20 protein-coding genes are annotated in these 17,233 nt (G+C 64.8%); 12 read left to right on the top strand and 8 right to left on the bottom strand.

Going from position 1 to position 17,233, the window contains the following annotated elements; all coding sequences use genetic code 11:
* Both GSQ83_RS25080 and GSQ83_RS25085 read left to right on the top strand, forming a co-directional pair.
* The coding region (locus GSQ83_RS25080; protein ID WP_371418075.1) for a 2-dehydro-3-deoxy-6-phosphogalactonate aldolase at window positions 1-657 on the top strand (657 nt) is incomplete at its 5' end.
* Window positions 658-1,290: 633 nt separating this feature from the next.
* On the top strand, window positions 1,291-2,952 hold the full coding sequence (locus GSQ83_RS25085) for an NAD(P)/FAD-dependent oxidoreductase (RefSeq protein ID WP_158805576.1): 1,662 nt from the start codon (window positions 1,291-1,293) through the stop codon (window positions 2,950-2,952).
* Between the two features lie 98 nt (window positions 2,953-3,050).
* Here the strand turns inward: GSQ83_RS25085 and GSQ83_RS25090 are convergent, their stop codons facing one another.
* On the bottom strand, window positions 3,051-3,368 hold the full coding sequence (locus GSQ83_RS25090; RefSeq protein ID WP_158805577.1) for a hypothetical protein: 318 nt from the start codon (window positions 3,366-3,368) through the stop codon (window positions 3,051-3,053).
* Between the two features lie 149 nt (window positions 3,369-3,517).
* Here GSQ83_RS25090 and GSQ83_RS25095 point away from each other — a divergent pair, with 149 nt between their 5' ends.
* The 3 genes from GSQ83_RS25095 (at window position 3,518) to GSQ83_RS25105 (ending at window position 6,981) form a co-directional block, all read left to right on the top strand.
* On the top strand, window positions 3,518-4,747 hold the full coding sequence (locus GSQ83_RS25095; protein WP_158805578.1) for a putative DNA modification/repair radical SAM protein: 1,230 nt from the start codon (window positions 3,518-3,520) through the stop codon (window positions 4,745-4,747).
* A complete protein-coding gene (locus GSQ83_RS25100; RefSeq protein WP_158805579.1) occupies window positions 4,744-6,216 on the top strand; it encodes a UdgX family uracil-DNA binding protein in 1,473 nt (490 codons plus the stop codon). The genes GSQ83_RS25095 and GSQ83_RS25100 overlap by 4 nt, the downstream gene beginning before the upstream one ends.
* A gap of 291 nt (window positions 6,217-6,507) precedes the next feature.
* The gene (locus GSQ83_RS25105; RefSeq protein ID WP_158805580.1) at window positions 6,508-6,981 is read left to right on the top strand and encodes a hypothetical protein; all 474 of its coding nucleotides are present in this window, start codon (window positions 6,508-6,510) and stop codon (window positions 6,979-6,981) included.
* Window positions 6,982-7,008: 27 nt separating this feature from the next.
* Here the strand turns inward: GSQ83_RS25105 and GSQ83_RS25110 are convergent, their stop codons facing one another.
* Window positions 7,009-7,293, bottom strand: coding sequence for a hypothetical protein (locus GSQ83_RS25110; protein ID WP_158805581.1), 285 nt, complete (start codon window positions 7,291-7,293; stop codon window positions 7,009-7,011).
* 133 nt (window positions 7,294-7,426) lie between these two features.
* Here GSQ83_RS25110 and GSQ83_RS25115 point away from each other — a divergent pair, with 133 nt between their 5' ends.
* The gene (locus tag GSQ83_RS25115; protein ID WP_158805582.1) at window positions 7,427-7,942 is read left to right on the top strand and encodes a hypothetical protein; all 516 of its coding nucleotides are present in this window, start codon (window positions 7,427-7,429) and stop codon (window positions 7,940-7,942) included.
* An 18-nt stretch (window positions 7,943-7,960) separates the two neighbouring features.
* Here GSQ83_RS25115 and GSQ83_RS25120 read toward each other — a convergent pair whose 3' ends face one another.
* The 4 genes from GSQ83_RS25120 to GSQ83_RS25135 are packed head-to-tail and all read right to left on the bottom strand — an operon-like array spanning window position 7,961 to window position 11,555.
* Window positions 7,961-8,881 carry a nucleoside hydrolase gene (locus tag GSQ83_RS25120; protein WP_158805583.1) on the bottom strand — a complete coding sequence of 307 codons (921 nt, stop codon included), beginning with the start codon at window positions 8,879-8,881 and terminating at the stop codon, window positions 7,961-7,963.
* A gap of 43 nt (window positions 8,882-8,924) precedes the next feature.
* On the bottom strand, window positions 8,925-9,929 hold the full coding sequence (locus GSQ83_RS25125) for an ABC transporter substrate-binding protein (RefSeq protein WP_158805584.1): 1,005 nt from the start codon (window positions 9,927-9,929) through the stop codon (window positions 8,925-8,927).
* A gap of 1 nt (window position 9,930) precedes the next feature.
* On the bottom strand, window positions 9,931-10,761 hold the full coding sequence (locus GSQ83_RS25130; RefSeq protein WP_158805585.1) for an ABC transporter permease: 831 nt from the start codon (window positions 10,759-10,761) through the stop codon (window positions 9,931-9,933).
* Entirely contained in the window at window positions 10,758-11,555 is a 798-nt protein-coding gene (locus GSQ83_RS25135; RefSeq protein ID WP_158805586.1) for an ABC transporter ATP-binding protein, read from the bottom strand. Before GSQ83_RS25135 ends, GSQ83_RS25130 begins: the two co-directional genes overlap by 4 nt.
* Window positions 11,556-11,967: 412 nt before the next feature.
* Between GSQ83_RS25135 and GSQ83_RS25140 the strand changes: the two genes are divergently transcribed.
* From GSQ83_RS25140 to panC, 6 genes are all read left to right on the top strand, one after another.
* On the top strand, window positions 11,968-12,168 hold the full coding sequence (locus tag GSQ83_RS25140) for a hypothetical protein (protein ID WP_158805587.1): 201 nt from the start codon (window positions 11,968-11,970) through the stop codon (window positions 12,166-12,168).
* Window positions 12,169-12,248: 80 nt separating this feature from the next.
* Complete coding sequence (locus tag GSQ83_RS30925; RefSeq protein ID WP_256367064.1) at window positions 12,249-12,383, top strand: hypothetical protein; 135 nt, start codon at window positions 12,249-12,251, stop codon at window positions 12,381-12,383.
* A 61-nt stretch (window positions 12,384-12,444) separates the two neighbouring features.
* On the top strand, window positions 12,445-13,119 hold the full coding sequence (gene rpe, locus GSQ83_RS25145) for a ribulose-phosphate 3-epimerase (RefSeq protein WP_158805588.1): 675 nt from the start codon (window positions 12,445-12,447) through the stop codon (window positions 13,117-13,119).
* A gap of 9 nt (window positions 13,120-13,128) precedes the next feature.
* On the top strand, window positions 13,129-13,266 hold the full coding sequence (locus GSQ83_RS25150; RefSeq protein ID WP_158805589.1) for a hypothetical protein: 138 nt from the start codon (window positions 13,129-13,131) through the stop codon (window positions 13,264-13,266).
* A gap of 147 nt (window positions 13,267-13,413) precedes the next feature.
* The gene (gene panB, locus GSQ83_RS25155) at window positions 13,414-14,265 is read left to right on the top strand and encodes a 3-methyl-2-oxobutanoate hydroxymethyltransferase (protein ID WP_158805590.1); all 852 of its coding nucleotides are present in this window, start codon (window positions 13,414-13,416) and stop codon (window positions 14,263-14,265) included.
* Entirely contained in the window at window positions 14,262-15,122 is an 861-nt protein-coding gene (gene panC / locus GSQ83_RS25160) for a pantoate--beta-alanine ligase (protein ID WP_254065896.1), read from the top strand. The genes panB and panC overlap by 4 nt, the downstream gene beginning before the upstream one ends.
* 42 nt (window positions 15,123-15,164) lie before the next feature.
* Here the strand turns inward: panC and GSQ83_RS25165 are convergent, their stop codons facing one another.
* Together GSQ83_RS25165 and GSQ83_RS25170 are read right to left on the bottom strand one after the other, a co-directional pair.
* Window positions 15,165-16,526, bottom strand: a complete 1,362-nt coding sequence (locus tag GSQ83_RS25165; RefSeq protein ID WP_158805591.1) for a PQQ-binding-like beta-propeller repeat protein — start codon at window positions 16,524-16,526, stop codon at window positions 15,165-15,167.
* The gene (locus tag GSQ83_RS25170) at window positions 16,523-17,188 is read right to left on the bottom strand and encodes a tetratricopeptide repeat protein (protein WP_158805592.1); all 666 of its coding nucleotides are present in this window, start codon (window positions 17,186-17,188) and stop codon (window positions 16,523-16,525) included. The genes GSQ83_RS25165 and GSQ83_RS25170 overlap by 4 nt, the downstream gene beginning before the upstream one ends.
* Between the last annotated feature and the right edge of the window lie 45 nt (window positions 17,189-17,233).

Genomic DNA, 17,233 nt, shown 5'->3' on the forward strand with positions numbered 1-17,233 from the left:
CATCGCCCGCTCTGTCCGGTGGTCCGAAGGATCGGCGTCATGAAATCCTGGCTGGCGCGCTCACCCCTGGTCGCCATCCTGCGCGGTGTGCGGCCGGATGAGGTCGAGGCAATTTGCGACGCCCTCGAAGCCGAAGGCGTGCTGATCGCCGAGGTGCCGCTCAACTCTCCCGATCCTTTTGAGAGCATCCGCCGGCTCGCCGCCCGTTTCGGCGAGCGCATGCTGATCGGCGCAGGCACCGTGATGACGACGGCGAAGGTGGCCGAGGTCGCGGCAGCCGGCGGCCGGTTGATCGTGACGCCGCACGCGGATCCCGCGATCGTCCGCGCCGCGAAGGAGCACGGCATGCTCGCGGCGCCCGGCTTTCTCAGTCCCGCCGAAGCTTTCTCGCTCCTCGCGGCCGGCGCCGACGCCCTGAAGCTATTCCCGGCCGAGGGTTCCAGCCCGGCCGCGCTGAAGGCCATGAGAGCCGTGCTTCCGCCGGAAACCCTTACCCTGCCGGTCGGCAGCGTAGGCGTCGAGAATATCCCAGCGTGGCGGGCAGCCGGGGCGGCGGGTTTCGGGATCGGCGGATCCATATACAAGCCTGGCGATACCGCGGCGGCGGTCGCCGCCAAGGCACGCGCCCTGGTCGCCGCCTGCAGCCTGGCCAGTTGAACTCGGTTCTGTCGGTCTATGCGTCGCTTCTATTTGGTACGCCGAAAAGCGTTCGCGTTAAACGTAAGTTGAGGCGGATGAACATAATCTCATTCCGTAGCCCGGCGCTCGGATCAGTTCGGGCCGATCGAGGGATCGAGCAATGAGAGCGGCAGCCTGGAAATTACTATGACCCATCGCGACATCGTAAGGAGTAAGACCCTGACGATTCGTCATGAGGAATTCGGGGCGGCGGGTGGCGAGACAATGGGTCAAGCTCGGTGCACCGGGCTGAGAAGCAACCCAGTGTGACAGGGTTCCAAAGTATCCAAAGGGGCCACCAACGGGATACGCGTGGTTCATTGCATGAAGTTCTTGTTCGTTCCCTCCCCAGACGGTGTCGATGATCCGAGCGATTGCGCCACGATCCAAGCTTTGGAGCGTCTCGAACGGCGGGCTGCTATCTCGCCCGAAAGGCAGCGGCTCTTGCTTCGCGCCGCAGCCATTGGAAGCCGGAAGTCGTGTAGAAACACGAGTTATTGGTCGCTCCGAAGAGATGGAAACTCTCCTCTAGACATCTTTGGTTACCAGGAATTTGCGCTTGGCGAGCCGTCTTGATACCGGCCATCCAAAGACCCTGTGGGAGGCATTGGCGTGCTGCGGATTACCGAACTCAAGCTTCCCCTGGACCATAACGAGGCCGCGCTAAGGTCTGCCGCGGCGGCGCGTCTGGAAGTGGGTGAGGCCGAGATCGGCGCGCTGCACGTGGCGCGCCGCGGCTACGACGCCCGGCGGCGATCCGCCGTTTCATTGGTTTATTCCCTGGATGTGGCGCTGCGGGACGAGTCGACTGTCCTCGCGAGGCCGAAACCCGACCCCCGTATCACCCCGACGCCCGACATCGCCTACCACCAAGTCGCCCACGCGCCCGCCACGCTTGAACATCGCCCGATCGTTGTCGGCGCCGGCCCCTGCGGGCTGCTGGCGGCGCTGACCCTCGCCCAGATGGGTTTCCGCCCGATCATCCTCGATCGCGGGAAGGTCGTGCGGGAGCGCACCAAGGACACCTGGGCCCTCTGGCGACGCGGCATCCTTACGCCCGAATCCAACGTCCAATTCGGCGAGGGCGGCGCCGGCACCTTCTCCGACGGCAAGCTCTGGAGCGGCATCAAGGATCCGCTTCACCTCGGCCGCAAGGTGCTGGAGGAATTCGTCGCCGCCGGTGCGCCGCCGGAGATCCTGTATGTCAGCAAACCCCATATCGGCACTTTCCGCCTGGTGACGGTGGTCGAGGCCCTGCGCGTGCAGATCGAGGCGCTAGGTGGCGAATATCGCTTCGGCACCCGCGTCGATGGCCTCGACATCGCGGAGACGCCCCAGGGACGGCAGCTACGCGGCGTGATCCTGGCCGATGGCAGCCACATCAGTGCCGACCATGTCGTGCTCGCGATCGGCCACAGCGCCCGTGATACCTTCGCGATGCTGGACCAGGCCGGCGTCTTCCTCGAGCCGAAACCCTTCTCGATCGGCCTGCGCATCGAGCATCCGCAATCGCTCATCGACACTTGCCGCTTCGGCCCCAGCGCCGGCCACCCGCTCCTCGGCGCCGCCGATTACAAGCTGGTGCATCACGCGAGCAATGGCCGCTCGGTCTATAGCTTTTGCATGTGTCCCGGCGGCACAGTCGTTGCCGCGACCTCCGAGCCTAAGCATGTCGTGACCAATGGCATGAGCCAATATTCGCGAGCCGAGCGGAACGCCAATGCCGGTATCGTCGTTTCGATCACCCCCGCGGATTACCCTGGGGGCGCGCTCGCGGGCATCGCCTTCCAGCGTGAGTGGGAGCAACGCGCCTTCACCGCCGGCGGGGGCACCTACGCTGCTCCCGCGCAGCGCGTCGAGGACTTCCTCGCTGGCCGGCCCTCTACCGCGCTGGGCGGCGTCATTCCGTCGTACAAGCCGGGCGTGACCCCCACCGATCTCGCATCTTGCCTCCCAGACTACGCCGTCGCCGCGATCAGAGAGGCGATCCCCGCCTTCGACCGTCAGATTCGCGGCTTTGCCATGGGTGACGCGGTTCTGACCGGCGTCGAGACGCGCACCTCCGCGCCACTGCGGATCACCCGCGCTGCAAATGGCGAGAGCCGCAACACCCTCGGCCTTTACCCGGCGGGCGAGGGCGCCGGCTATGCGGGCGGCATTCTCTCGGCCGCCGTGGACGGCATCCGCGCGGCTGAGGCGGTGGCGCGATCGATCGTCACCGATGAGACCTACCTCGGTTCAGGCCGGTCGCGTCAGCAAATGCCACAGCCATAACAGCAGCCGCCACCAGAGTTCGATCGGCCCCGGCGCTCCGCCTGAATGCAATCTCTCAGCCGGTGCGCGTGCCATTTGTCACGCGCTTAGCACAGCGGTCAGTGAGGGTGGAAATCCCCATGTGGCGCATCCTGCAAGAGCAGATCCGCCATACGCGGCAGACCGTGCGTCGCAAGCGCGCGTTCCGGCGGCGCACCCGGAAGTCGACTCAGCGGCGCCGGACAAATCAGAATGCTGGCGAGCGCGCTCAGCAGCATGATGGCGACCGATAGCGAGAAGGCCGTCGCCGCCCAAACCGCATAGGAAAAGCTCGCCGCGACAAGGATCCAGACCATCATCACCAGCCCGATGGCAGAGCCAAGGGTCGCGCAGACGATACAAATGGCGGAGGTAAATCCGCCTAGCCGGTCCAACATCTTCGAGCTCCACAGGAAGGCGCGGAGGCGTTTCCAGGGAAGCGGAACACGCCATACCCCTTTGTGAAGTCATCTCCCTTCAAAACTGGTTAACGGCGGCTTGAATCCAACGCTTTGTGGGAACAAAATAGAAACACTAAGGAGCGGGTGTGCAGACAGTTCTCGACAAGCTGGCGATCCTGGCGGATGCGGCGAAATACGATGCGTCCTGCGCCTCATCCGGCGCGGCCGCCCGCAATTCGCTCGCGACCAAGGCCATCGGCTCGACCGAGGGCATGGGCATCTGTCACGCCTATGCGCCGGACGGCCGCTGCATCTCGCTGCTGAAAATCCTGCTCACCAATTACTGCCAGTTCGACTGCCACTATTGCGTCAACCGAGTCTCGTCGAACGTGAAACGGGCACGGTTCTCGGTCGAGGAAGTCGTCGATCTCACGCTTGGCTTCTACAAGCGCAATTACATCGAGGGGCTTTTCCTCTCCTCGGGCATCATCCAGTCGCCCGACTATACGATGGAGCAGGTGGTGCGCGTTGCCGAAACCCTGCGGCACACGCACAGCTTTGGCGGCTACATCCATCTCAAGACCATCCCGGACGCCGATCCCGCGCTTCTCGCGCGCGCAGGCGCGGTGGCGGATCGCCTCTCGATCAATGTCGAACTGCCGCAGGAGGCAAGTCTCGCCAGGCTGGCGCCCCAAAAGAGCCCCGAGCGCATCCGCCGGGCCATGGGCACCATCCGCCTCAAGATTGAGGAGTCGAAGGAGGCGATAAAGGAATCCCGCAAGGCGCCACGTTTCTCGACGGGCCAGAGCACGCAGATGATCGTGGGCGCGGACCGTGCGGACGACCTCGCGATCCTCGACACTTCACGCAATCTCTACGGCAATTACAAATTGTCCCGCGTCTATTACTCGGCCTTCAGCCCGATCCCTGATGCCAGCTCGATGCTGCCTCTCATCAGGCCGCCACTGATGCGCGAGCATCGTCTGTATCAAGCCGATTGGCTCATGCGCTTCTACGGCTTCTCGGTCGAAGAAATCGCCACCGGCAGCGCGGGCGGCATGCTCGATCTTGCGATTGACCCGAAACTCGCCTGGGCGCTGCAACATCGCGACTGGTTCCCTGTCGACGTGAACCGCGCATCGCGTGAGATGCTGCTGCGGGTGCCGGGTTTCGGAACGAAGTCGGTGAAACAGATGCTGTCCTCCCGCCGCTGGCGACGCCTGCGGCTGGAGGATATCGCTCGTCTTTGCCGTGGCGTGAAAAGCTCGATGCCATTCATCACCGCCGAGGATTGGCAACCGGGCGGCGCCACCGATCGCCTCGACCTACGCAAGATGCTCTCGCCGCCCTGCCACCAGGGGGAACTCTTTGCGTGAGGCTGGTGGCACTCTCGCACGACACGGATTTTGCCGGCTGGCGCGACAGCGCCCGCGCCGCTCTCGCCGCGGCGGTGCCACCGGGGGAGATTGACTGGCGCGTCGGCACCTCCGCCGCGTCGGATGACCTTTTCGCCAACTCAACCACGATGCCTGAAAACGCCGCGCCGACGAACGCCAAAGTCCCGCGTGCTTTCATCACACTCGCCGAAACCGTTATCCAGCACCGTGACGTCGATCGCTTCGCATTGCTCTACCGACTGCTCTGGGGCCTGCAGTTCCAGCCGAAGCTGCTGGAGGATGCGAGCCATCCGGATGTTCATCACGCCGAGCAACTCGCCAAAGCGATCCGTCGCGACATCCACAAGATGCATGCCTTCGTGCGTTTCCGGGAGGTCGCGGAGCCCGATGGCGCCGCCGCCTTCATCGCCTGGTTCGAGCCTGACAATCACATTGTCGAAGCGGCGACGCCTTTCTTCATGCGCCGCTTCACGGGGATGCGCTGGTCCATCCTGACCCCCGACCGCTGCGCTTTCTGGGACGGCGAAACCCTGCGTTTCGGCGAGGGCGTCTCTCGTGACCAGGCGCCGACCGAGGACCGGCTGGAGGCTTTGTGGCGCACCTATTACGCCAATATCTTCAATCCCGCCCGCCTCAAGGTCGCCGCCATGACGCGGGAGATGCCGCAGAAATACTGGAAGAACCTGCCGGAGGCCGAACTTATCGGCCCGCTCATCCGCGAGGCAGCCAGCCGGGAGGACATCATGGTCAGAGCCGCCGCAACCACGCCCTCCGCCCAGACCAAGGCCGAGGCGAAGCGCCGAACCCCATCCGCACCGCGCACCGAGGCCGAGCCCGGCGTTCGTCCTAGGACGCTGGAAGACGCGCGCGCTCAGGCCAGTGACTGCCGGCGCTGCGACCTTTGGAAACACGCGACGCAGACCGTCTTCGGCGAAGGCCCGGACCGCGCTGCGCTCATGATGGTGGGCGAGCAGCCAGGCGACCGCGAGGATCTGGCGGGCGCCCCCTTCGTTGGTCCCGCCGGCAAGATGCTGGACCGCGCGCTGGAGGAGGCAGGCATTCCACGCGGCGAGGTCTATGTCACCAACGCGGTCAAGCACTTCAAGTTCGAGCCACGCGGCAAATTTCGCCTGCACAAGACGCCGGAGACAGGCGAGATCCAGGCCTGCCGCTGGTGGCTGGAGAGCGAGCGCGCCCTGGTTCAGCCGCGTCTGACCGTGGCGCTCGGCGCGTCCGCCGCGCATGCTCTGCTCGGCCGTAAGGTCACGATCGGGAAAGAACGCGGCAGGATCTCCGCCCTGCACAGCGGCGAGGCATTGTGGATCACTGTACACCCCTCGTACCTGCTTCGCCTGCCGGATGAGGAGGCGAAGCGCCGCGAGTACACACGCTTCGTGGAAGATCTCGCCGGAGCTTGGCGATGGCTGGCGGAGAGCGCCTCGGCGTGAGCTCGTCATGTTCGGCGAACTGCGCCCGGCCCCGGGGCCGAGCATCAAGCCCTTACCGTCACGCCGCGAGCAAGGCGCGGCTCCCCCGCCTTCGCCGAAGATGACGTCGGCGGGCCGTTGCCAACGCCGGTTGATATTAGTGCACGCTTAACAAATCATGCCTAAATCCTTGGCGTTCCTTTGAATGCACAGGAGAGCAGGTTGGTCGAAATAGTCGGGGCGCGAAGCGGCGGGACGCAGGGTGGGATAGTTGCTCCCGATGGGGCGCGGTCGACCTTCGTCGTCCCACTCATGGCGACCAAGGCAGCTGCCTCGAACAAACTGCCAGGTCTTTTTACCCCGGACTATCTAAGCACACCGTGGTCGCGGCCAAATGACCAGGAGCGGCGGCTTCAGGCTTACAGCCCTACTGTGGAGCATATCGGCATATTCCTGTCTGCCATCCAGCAGTTTGCGCCGAAGAATTTGACGGGTGGGTGGCTCGACCGGATCAGCCGGGATCTTGTTTTGACGGGCGACAACCAAACCGTTCGAAAAGTGGAAAAGAGTAGTTCCAGGGCGCATATTTTTAAGTCAGACACCGACCATCTGTCGGTCTTCATTGCGAATCCGGCCGGAAACCTGAAGGTCACCTTCGGGACGACCCCCTCGGAGATCAACGACAAAGCGCCGATATTGCTAAGTCGGGCCCCGCCTCATGTTCAGCAAGCCGCCGCGGCGGCTCTCAAAGAGATGGCGGTCGCCTTGGCGCATCGCGCGGCATGAAGCGCCATCATGGAGACCGGGCAGCCTCTAGATAAACTGCCCGCGCAGGAAGCCGAGCGCAGGTAGCGGCCGCCAGGTCTTGGGAATATCGGCGCGGCGCATTTGTTCGACGCTGTAATTGGGCGGTGGCTGGCGGGACGAGCGAAGGAAGCTCTCATAGGCCCGCACTTGCTGCTCCCGCCAGGCGCGGTCAGCCAGAGCGGCGTCACGGCTGGTGAAGATTTCGGCAATCCGCCGGGTTCGCCCGACGCAAGCCACCACCGCCCAAAAGCGGTCTTCCCGCACGGCTGCGAGGCTGACGATCCCGTCCATTTGCTGACTGTGGCGACCCGCGGCTCCGACTGCAAGTACCTCCTCCACGAGGCGGAACGTCAGATATGGCGGTTTTCGTTGCCCGGCCCCATCGACTCGCGATATCGAGAATGGCAGGGAATGGAGATGTCCAATGCTGCACGCTGCGAGGCGCCTCTCGCGCCTCTTTCTGATCGCGGCCTTCCTGCTTGGCCCGCTCCTGCATGTACCGCTGGCAAGGGCGGCAACAACCGCCGCGCCGAGCCCGGAGCTCAAGAGCCTGCAGGGCATGGTCGACAATATGGGTTACACGACCACGCTTTCGCCGACCGCCGGCCATTTCTACATCAGCAGCGACAATAAAAATGTCGTCAGCATCGACTTCGCCTTGTCGGATGACAAATCCTATATTTGGATTTACACGCAGATCGAGACCTATACTGCGGAGCAGGTCGCGCAGCTCCCACTGATGAAACTTCTTGAGGCCAACGACAACAGCCCTGAATTCTTCTCGATTAATAACGATAGCGGGAAGATATCCCTCTACGTCCAAATCGCCTTCCCAGCACAGGGCGCCACGCCGAAAACCTTGCGCACGATCATCGACCATATCGGCTCGACAATCGACGACAATGCCGTGCTATGGGATCCAGCCCAGTGGAAGAAATGACCCGGTTCTGAAGGCCGCTCAGTCCAGCCGCGCGATGCGCTCCGCCAGTAGCGTAAAGAGCCTGTCATGCGCGAGGCCGGTGATGACCTGGCAGGTCGCCGGCAGCCCGCCCCGGTGTCGCTCGCTCACCGCGGCGATAGTCTGGCCACGGGTAAGAGGCGACTCGCACTCCACCGAAACGCGCGCCGCGACGCCCTCGAACAGACTGGGGTCGAGCAGATGCGCGATCACGCAGGGGTCGTGCAGGCACGCATCCTTGCGGCCATAGCTCCGTATCATGGCGATCGCCGCCCGGGCGCGCGGACCGCGCTCTGCCTCGACCCGTGCCATCCAATCCTCGGCAATGAGCGCCTTCCGCGTCACATCGAGCCCGAACATGGTCAGCGGCGCGCCGGCGGTGAGCACGATCTGCGCCGCATGGGGGTCGATCGCGAGATTGAACTCGGCGGCCGGCGTAGTATTGCCGGGCACGAAGGCAGCACCGCCCATGAAGACGATCTCCTTGATCAGCGGCGCAATGTCGGGCGCCTTGACCAAAGCGAGCGCGATATTCGTCAACGGCCCGAGCGGGCAAAGCGTGATCTCCCCCGGCGCCGCCCGCAGCCGATCGATCAAGACATCCACCGCATGCCCCGGCTCAGGTGGTCCGGCGGCCTCGGGCAACCCGATGTCGCCGAGGCCGTCGCCGCCATGGACGGAGCTACCCCGATCGGTCGGCGCCATGATGGGGCGGGCGCAGCCGGCATGGATGGGGATGTCGCCGCGCCCAGCGAGATCGCAGACGCGGCGGGCATTGGCGGTCGTCCGCGCCAGCGGCACATTGCCGATGACGGTGGTGATCGCCTCCACCCGGATCTCGGGCGAGGCGAAGGCCAGCAGCAGGGCGATCGCATCATCCACGCCGGGATCGCAGTCGATGATGACCCGGCGTGGCGTCACGTGCGCACCCGTAGTTCCGACGTCAGAACTGGCACGGCCAGGCTCAGTCGAGATAGGCGTTGGTGTAATAGGCCGATGCCGGCTTCACCTCTGGGATCTGCTTGGTATCGGCGAGCGCCTGCGCGATACCGAGCCACTGCGCGTCGGTCTGTTTCAGATAACCGTTGGGACCCTTGAGCAGCGGGATCGTCGCCTTCCAGCCGACGGCATTGTAATCCTTCGACCCGGCGCTCGGGTAAAGCTTGAGCAAATCGGCGATGGCTTGGTCCTGATGCGTTGTCGCCCAATCCATCGCCTTGGCCGTGGCACCTAGCCAGGCCTTCACCTGATCCGGATGCGCGGCGGCGAAGGTCTTGCTCACGGAATAATTCCACACGGGAATATCGGGCGCGCCCACCGCCGGACCCAGCAGCATCGTCGGCTCGACCTTCAATTGCGGCACCACATCCGCCAGAGCGTAATTGGAACAGTTGGTGGCGAGATCGATCTTCTTGTTGAGCAGTAGCGGAATATCGTCGTCCTGGGCGATGACTTGCTTGACGTCGTTCTCGGTCAGACCGGCTTTCTTCAGGACGAAGGGCATCATCGCCTTGGTCCAGCTATCGGTATAGATCGCGATCGTCTTGCCTTTGAGCTGCGTCATGTCGATCGGCTCGCCGGGGCGGCCGATCAGGCCCCAGTTGTTCGACTGGGAGAAGAAGCCGATCGAGATGATCGGCACGCCCTGCTGGGCCGCGAAGATGATATCCGTGGTGGCATCGAAGCCGACATCGCCCGCGCCCGAGGCCAGCATGCGCGCGGTGGTCGAGCTGTCGGGCGGAAAGGCCACCGACACGTCCAACCCGGCATCCTTGTAGAGGCCCTCGGCCTGGCCCACGGCGAGCGGCACCAACTCGAAATCGGCGGTCGGCCAGTCGAAGACGAAACGCACCTTTGCGAGATCGGCGGCGCGGGCAGCGCCCGGCGCGACGGCGGAAAGCGCCAGCATCATCGCACCGGTGGCGGCGCCCGCGGCGAGCAGTCGGGAGAAGCGACGGAGAGGTTTCATGTCAGGCCTTCTGCGGAGTGAGAGGAGGAACCGAGCCACCGAACCAGGCAGGCGCCGTCATGCGGCTGCGCCACGGCGTCGCAAGATGCTCCAGGATGAGCACGATGAGGAAGGAGCCGATGCCGATCGCGGTCAGCAGCAGCATCGCGCCATAGACGCCGGCGGTGTTCATCTGCGCATTGGCCGAGAGCAGATAAGTGCCGAGGCCGACCCGCGAACTGGCAGTCCATTCGCCGATCACCGCGCCCGTCACGGCATAGGAGGCGCCGATCTTCAGGCCGGAGAAAAGCGGCCCGATGCAGGCGGGCAGGCGCACGATGACGAAGGTGCGCAACCGCGTGCCGCCGAGCAGGCGGGCGAGGTTGATCTGGTCCTGATCGACGCTCGCCAGCCCGTCCAGAACATTGACCACGACTGGGAAGAACACGATCCAGGCGACGATGATGAGTTTCGGCGTGAGACCGAAGCCGAAAATAATCACCAGCGGCGCCGCGATGGCGACGATCGGCACCGCCTGAGATGTGATGAGCGCCGGATAGAGCAGGCGATGCACGATCCGGATCTGCGCCATGACCACGGCCAGCAGAAAGCCGATCACCGCGCCGGCGATATAGCCGTAGAAGGTCTCCGTCACCGTCTGCCAGGTCAGGCCCCGCATCTGCGCCGCATTGTCGCGAATGATGGCGAGCGCCGCACCCGGTGTCGGGATCACATAGGCGGGCAGGCCGGTGATCCAGAGCAGGACCTGCCAGCCCACGAAGATCAGCGCGATGGCGATGATCCACAAGCCGATATGGCGGCCGGCCGTGCGCCAGGGATGCTCCTCGTTCATGCCGGAAGCTCGGCCGCTGCGGGGACGCCGTGCAACGTTTTCTCGGAATAAAGCATGTCCATGATCTGCCGCTTGGTCTCGACGAAGACCGGGGAAGTCAGCACATCCATGGCGCGCGGGCGAGGGATCTCGACTTGCAGGATCTTGGCGATCCGGCCCGGCCGCGGCTGCATGAGCACGATGCGGTCGGCCAGGAAGATCGCCTCGTCCACATCATGCGTCACGAACATCACGGTGCGGCTGAGCTCCTTCCAGACCTGGAGCAGCCATTGCTGCATGCCGATGCGGGTCTGGCTATCGAGCGCACCGAATGGCTCATCCAGCAGCATCACCTCGCGTCCCGCCGCGATGGTGCGCATCAATGCCACCCGCTGCCGCATGCCGCCCGACAAGGCACGCGGAAAATGCCGCAGGAAGTCACCCAGCCCGTAGCGCCGGGCGAGTTCAGCGGCCTTCGCCCGATCCTCCCGCGTCGCGCCATGGGTCAGCGAGGCGCCGAGGGTGATATTGCCGAGCACGGTGCGCCAGGGCAGCAGCAGATCCTTCTGGAGCATATAGCCGACCTCACCGGGCCGCCCGGCGATATCCCGGCCGTCGAGGAGGATGCGGCCCTCGGTGATCTTGAGGAGACCAGAAACCGCATTGAACAGCGTGCTCTTGCCGCAGCCCGAGGCACCGAGGATGCAGACGAACTCGCCGTGCCGGATATCGAGATTCACATCCTGCAGCGCGCGGAAGCTCCCGAAACTATGGGAGAGATGCTGGACGGAAAGCTTGACGCCGGTCTGGCTCACGGGTGTCGGCGCGGTCCGGTGGGCATTATCGACGGCTCTCCCCTTGCGCGGACGCACCCGGTCGGCAAGGGTGCAACCTCAATGCAACACTGAGCAAGCTGCCGGGAAGTAGTGGGCCTGGCAAGTCGCCCGAGGAAGCCCGACCGTCCTGCTATTCCGCCTTCATGGTGAGAGCAGCCAGAACCGGTGGCCCACCCTTGGCCTGGACTTCGGTGGCACAGCCAGAGACATGCGTGCCTATGGTTTCCGGCGTGATTGAGCCGCGCTCTCGCCCTGATTTCGCGCGGCGCGGGGTGAGGGAAACCGCGTCGCTTTCCCCCTCGGCGACCGTGCCGTTGCCGGAGAAAGGTTTAGCTATCGGTAGCTATTGTTAGTGCAAGTTGCGCGCTGCCGCCTCTGTTCTGGAGATAACATGAAAATAAAACGTGACATCAACTTGCCACCGGCGCCGCGCCATGTGGACGCCATGTTCAATCTTCGACCGCCCTTGCCGCATAATCCGCGCGTTCCGGCGACGGCGGAGCAGAGAGTACAGTTCAATGCTTTGAATACGAGCTCCGTGCTTTCGCTGCTGCGCGTGGGAACGGGGCGCCCGCTAGTTTTCGCGCCGTAATAGGGACCTGGCATTTCATCGCGAAGTCGGACGGCGGATATATTCTCCAGCCAGAGCATGCCCTAGGAAAGATCAATGGGTTGGATGTTACGGGAGCGGATGACACCTCCTGGGACGGCATGCCGCTCGCGCAGTCGGGCGTCTCCTTCGATCTTCTACTTAAGGTGATGGAGGGCGCCCTACAAAGGCTCAACAATCCGACAGGACTCGGTTGAACCAGGAGTTCCGCGCGCGGCCGTCTGGCCGCTCGCGGCGGAGCGGGTTAGTCTAGGCCCTATGACACGCCCCATCATAATCGCGCCCTCCATCCTTTCCGCCGATTTCGGGCGTATCGCCGAGGAATCAGCGGCCATCGCGGAGGCGGGCGGGGATTGGCTGCATCTGGATGTGATGGACGGGTCCTTCGTCCCCAATATCAGCTTCGGTCCGGCGGTGGTCGCGGCCGTGCGGAAGGTGACCGATAAGCCGCTCGACGTTCATCTGATGATTTCCGACCCCGACAGCTATATCGCGGCCTTTGCCGAGGCCGGGGCCAATCGCATGACGGTGCATGTCGAGGCGGTGCGTCACCTCAACCGCACGCTCGCCGCCATTCGCGGGCTTGGCTGCAAGGCCGGTGTCGCGATCAATCCGGCAACCTCGGAGGAAGCTGTGCGGTATAGCGTCGATGCCGCCGATCTGGTGCTCGTCATGAGCGTCAATCCGGGTTTCGGCGGGCAGAGTTTTCTTCCGTTCGTTGTCGACAAGATCCGCCGGGTGCGGGCGCTGCTCGGCGACCGGCCGGTCGAGATCGAGGTTGACGGCGGGGTGACGCCGGTCACGGCGGAGCAGGTGGTCGCAGCTGGGGCGAATGCCTTGGTGGCCGGGTCGTCGGCTTTCGCCGGTGGGGCTGGTGCCTATCGGGCGAATATCGATGCCTTGCGTGCGGGGGCGGAGCGGGGGCGCCGCTAAGGAGGCCGGTTGGATACCCGCCCGGCGGATGCAGCCGTCCCCACCATCATCACCTCTCCAACGTCATTCTCGGCGAAGGCCGAGGATCCACGCTTACTTTTGGCGGCGACGGTGAAGGCGTGGCTGCTCGGCCTTCGCCGAGCATGACGAATCGTCTGGGCGATGATCCTTCGTCGCCCACATTTCGCAATTTTCGGTAAACAAGCTCGGCGCGGCAGCGTTGTGCAAAGAGCCGCGCCGCGAGGGGCCGCCATGGGCTAGGCAGCGGCGCCATGGTCCGTCGGAGAGGTTGCTTTGACCGCGCGTTGTACGCTCCAGGATCTCCAGAAGATGAAGGCGGCGGGCGAGCGTATCGCCATGCTCACCGCTTACGACCATGCTTCGGCAATCATGGCGGGTCGCGCGGGTGTTCCTGTGCTGCTGGTCGGGGATTCGCTCGGCATGGTGGTGCATGGTCATGAAACGACGCTGCCGGTCACGCTCGACGATATGGTCCGGCACGCGGCTTCCGTCGTCAGAGCTGGCACCAATGCGCTGATCGTCGGCGATCTTCCCTTTCTGACCTATGCGACCCCGGCTGACGCCGTACATGCCGCTCGGCGCTTGATGCAGGAGGGCGGCGTGCAGGCGGTGAAGCTGGAGGGCGGCGGCACGATCGCGCGCACGGTTCGTCACCTTTGCGAACTTGGCGTGCCGGTCATGGGACATCTCGGTTTCACGCCGCAGGCGCAGCATCAGCTCGGCATTCGTGTGCAGGCGAAGCAAGCGGCCGACGCTCGCCGCTTGCTTGAGGATGCGTTGTTGCTGGAGGCGGCGGGCGCCTTCGCGATTGTGCTCGAACTGGTGCCGGCGCCGCTGGCGGCCGAGGTGACGCGGCGGCTTCGCATTCCGACGATCGGGATCGGCGCGGGCGCAGGCTGTGACGGGCAGGTGCAGGTCTGGCACGATCTGCTTGGTTTGCTTGACCGCGCGCCGCCGCGACACGCCAAGCCCTATGCCCAGATCGGGCAGGCCGTCGAGACGGCGATCCGCGCCTATGTCGATGAGGTCCGGAGCGGCGCTTTTCCGACGGCAAGCCAAAGTTCCGGGATGGATCCCAGTGAGCTCGCGCGAGCGCTGACCGCCGTGGACGGGTGCCAGCGATGACCATGCAAGTTTGCAGCACGATCGCGGAGCTTAGCGCGGTCCGCGCGAGATTTCGCACAGTTGGACTGGTGCCGACGATGGGCAGCTTGCACGAGGGCCATCTCAGCCTGGTGCGGCAGGCCAAGGCCGCTTGCGATGCCGTCGCCGTCAGCATCTTCGTCAATCCTGCGCAATTCGGCGCGAGTGAGGATCTTGCTTGCTATCCACGGAACCTCGCGCGCGACCTCAATCTCCTTGAAGCTGAAGGCGCCGACTTGGTTTTCACCCCGGAGCCGAGCGAGATCTATCCGCCGCGCTTCGCCTTTCGCGTCGATGTGGGAGAGTTGGGCGAGCGGCTGGAAGGCGTGGAGCGGCCGGGGCATTTCTCGGCAGTGGCGACCGTCGTGCTCAAGCTGTTCAATATCTTTCAGCCTAGCGTTGCATGGTTCGGGCAGAAGGATGCGCAACAATGCGCCGTCATCCGCCGCCTGGCGCGCGACTTCGACCTGCCGCTGCGTATCGAGATCGGTGAGACGATCCGCGAGGCGGATGGCCTCCCGATGTCGAGCCGCAACATTCGTCTGAATGCCACGGAGCGTCAGGCCGCGAAGGTGATGGTCCAGGCACTTGGAGCGGCAAGAGCGGCTTTCGCGGGCGGGGAGCGGAACGGCGATGTTTTGCGCGAGACCATGCGCCGCGTCGTCGCATTCGAACCGGCCGCGCGCCTCTCCTATGCCAGCATTGCCGATGGGGAGACGCTGCAGGAACTGAAGCGAGCCGATGCGGAGGCGCTGGCTTTGCTGGCCCTGCAGATCGGCGCGACCCGGCTCATCGACAATGCCTCGCTGCGGGTCGCGGAGATGCCGACCACTGACTGATCATGCTCACATAAACATATGTTTATGTGAGCATGATGGCACTTAGCCGAGCGCCAGAAGCGTGCCGCTGACGAGATTTAGCAGTATCTTGCCGCCGACCACGATCGGCGCCCAGTCGGGAGCCGATGGCAGGTCGATACTGTTCGTGACCCGTCCCGTTGTCGGATCCACCGTGATGAGCGTCTCCTCTGAACTCGCGAGGATAAGGGAGCCGCCGCCGATCACTGGCCCCTGCCAGAAGATCGGCCCCCGCGCCTTCTTCGGATTCTTGAAGGCTGGCAATTGCATCGCCCATTTCACGGCGCCCGAATCCACGTGGATGGCACCGAGCTTCTGATCCGTGCTGAGCTGGAACACCCAGTCGCCGGCGACGAAGGGCGTCTCCTGGGTGGCGAAGTCCTTCTCCCAGAGTCTTCGGCCGGAGGGCAGGTCGAGGCTGAGGACGAGGCCGCCGAGACTGCCCGCGAAGACGCGGCCCTGATCGATCACCGGCATCCCGGCAATCGCCGAGAGCTGCGACAGGCTGGGATCGGTAGAGCCGAGATTGTCCGTCCAAAGGACATCGCCCGTATCGGCGGCGATCGCCACGAGGTCGCCGGAGCCGAAGCCCGCCACAACGATATTGTTCGCGAAGGCGGGCGCGGGCAGGCCGAGCAGCGTGGTCTGCGGAGTCCGGGCCTGATGGGTCCAGATCGTCTTGCCGGTTTTAGCGTCGAGACCGAGGATCGCGCTGCCGGCGGTGCTCACGAAGATGCTGCCGCCCGCGATGGTCGGGCCGCTGCGCGCCGGGCTGCCGAGGGGCTGCCGCCATTTCAGCGCGCCGGTCTTGGCGTCGAAGCAGATGATCTCGCCGAGGCCGGTCGCGGCATAGATATGGCCGTCATCATAGCCGATGCCGCCGCCGATATTGGTGCTGCGCGAGCCCTTCGGACGGATCGACGAGTGCCACAGCATGCCGCCATCGACCAATGAGAAGGCGCGCACGTCGCCCGTGGCGCTCATCGTGAAAGCGAGGCCATTGGCGGCGATCGGGCCGCAGGGAATGCGGTGACGATAGCCCGTGCCCTCGCCGATATCGGCGGTCCAGAGGCGGTTGAGGGTATTGGCGACGGGCTGGTTGCCCGGGTCATGCGCGGCATTGCCGCCTTGCTGGGCCCAGGAAAAGCCCGAGGCGGGGGCGGGCAGGGTGACCGCGCTGTTCAAGGTGGGGTCGGCGACGAGGCCATTGGCGACCGGCTGCACGTCGTAGCGCTTGCCGGGCAGAGGGGGGCCATCATCGCCGCCGATGAAGCCGCAAGCCGCCAAGGCAAGTGGCAGCCCGAGCGTGGCGCGGCGGGTGAGTGCCGCGACGGAGCCTGGGCGGGACTGGCGCGTCATCCTGTCTCGCATCGTTTCGTCCGTCATCCTTTGGCTCCAGCCAGCGCCTGCGCGAGGGCACCGGCCAAGCGCCGCATGTCGTCGGGCGTCGTCACGTCATCGGCAAGTGTTTGGAACCGCTTGGCGGCAGCCGCGCGGTTGCCCTGTCGCAGGTCGAGCAGTGCCAGATCCTGGAGCGCCATCGGGCGCCAGGCGCTGTCATCGGATGCAAGCGGCTGGAGGCGCGCCTGGATCAGGGAGGGCTCGGCGGTATCCAGCGCATGCGAGGCCCAGCCGAGGATCGCGACCTGACGCAGCACAGGATTCACCGAGTCGTCGCTCATCAGCCGATTCCAGATGGCATTTGCCTGGTCGAGCTTGCCAGCATCGGCGAGCAGGCTCGCCTGGTTGAGGCGGGCGAGGGTGGCGTAGCCTTCCGGCGAGGTTTCCGCGACGGTGCTGAAGCGAGCGGCCAGCGCCTGACGGTCCCCGGAGGAGCCGCTTTGCCCTGCCGCGTTCATCACGCTCAGAAATGCGCTCGCCGCCGCGGCGTCGCGCTGCCGCACATGCCAGAGCCAGGCCTGCCAGAGGCCGACACAGACGACGATGGCGACGGCAAGGCCAAGAAAGGCGATCGCATAGCGCCGCGCGAAACGGCCCACGCGTTCGGCCCGAAGATCCTCATCGACCTCGTCGAAAATATCGACCACGTCGCCCCCTTATTTTGACGGGGGCGGACCATAGCGGCGGGGCCC

It is taken from the genome of Acidisoma sp. L85, assembly GCF_009765865.1.
GTDB lineage: Bacteria > Pseudomonadota > Alphaproteobacteria > Acetobacterales > Acetobacteraceae > Acidisoma.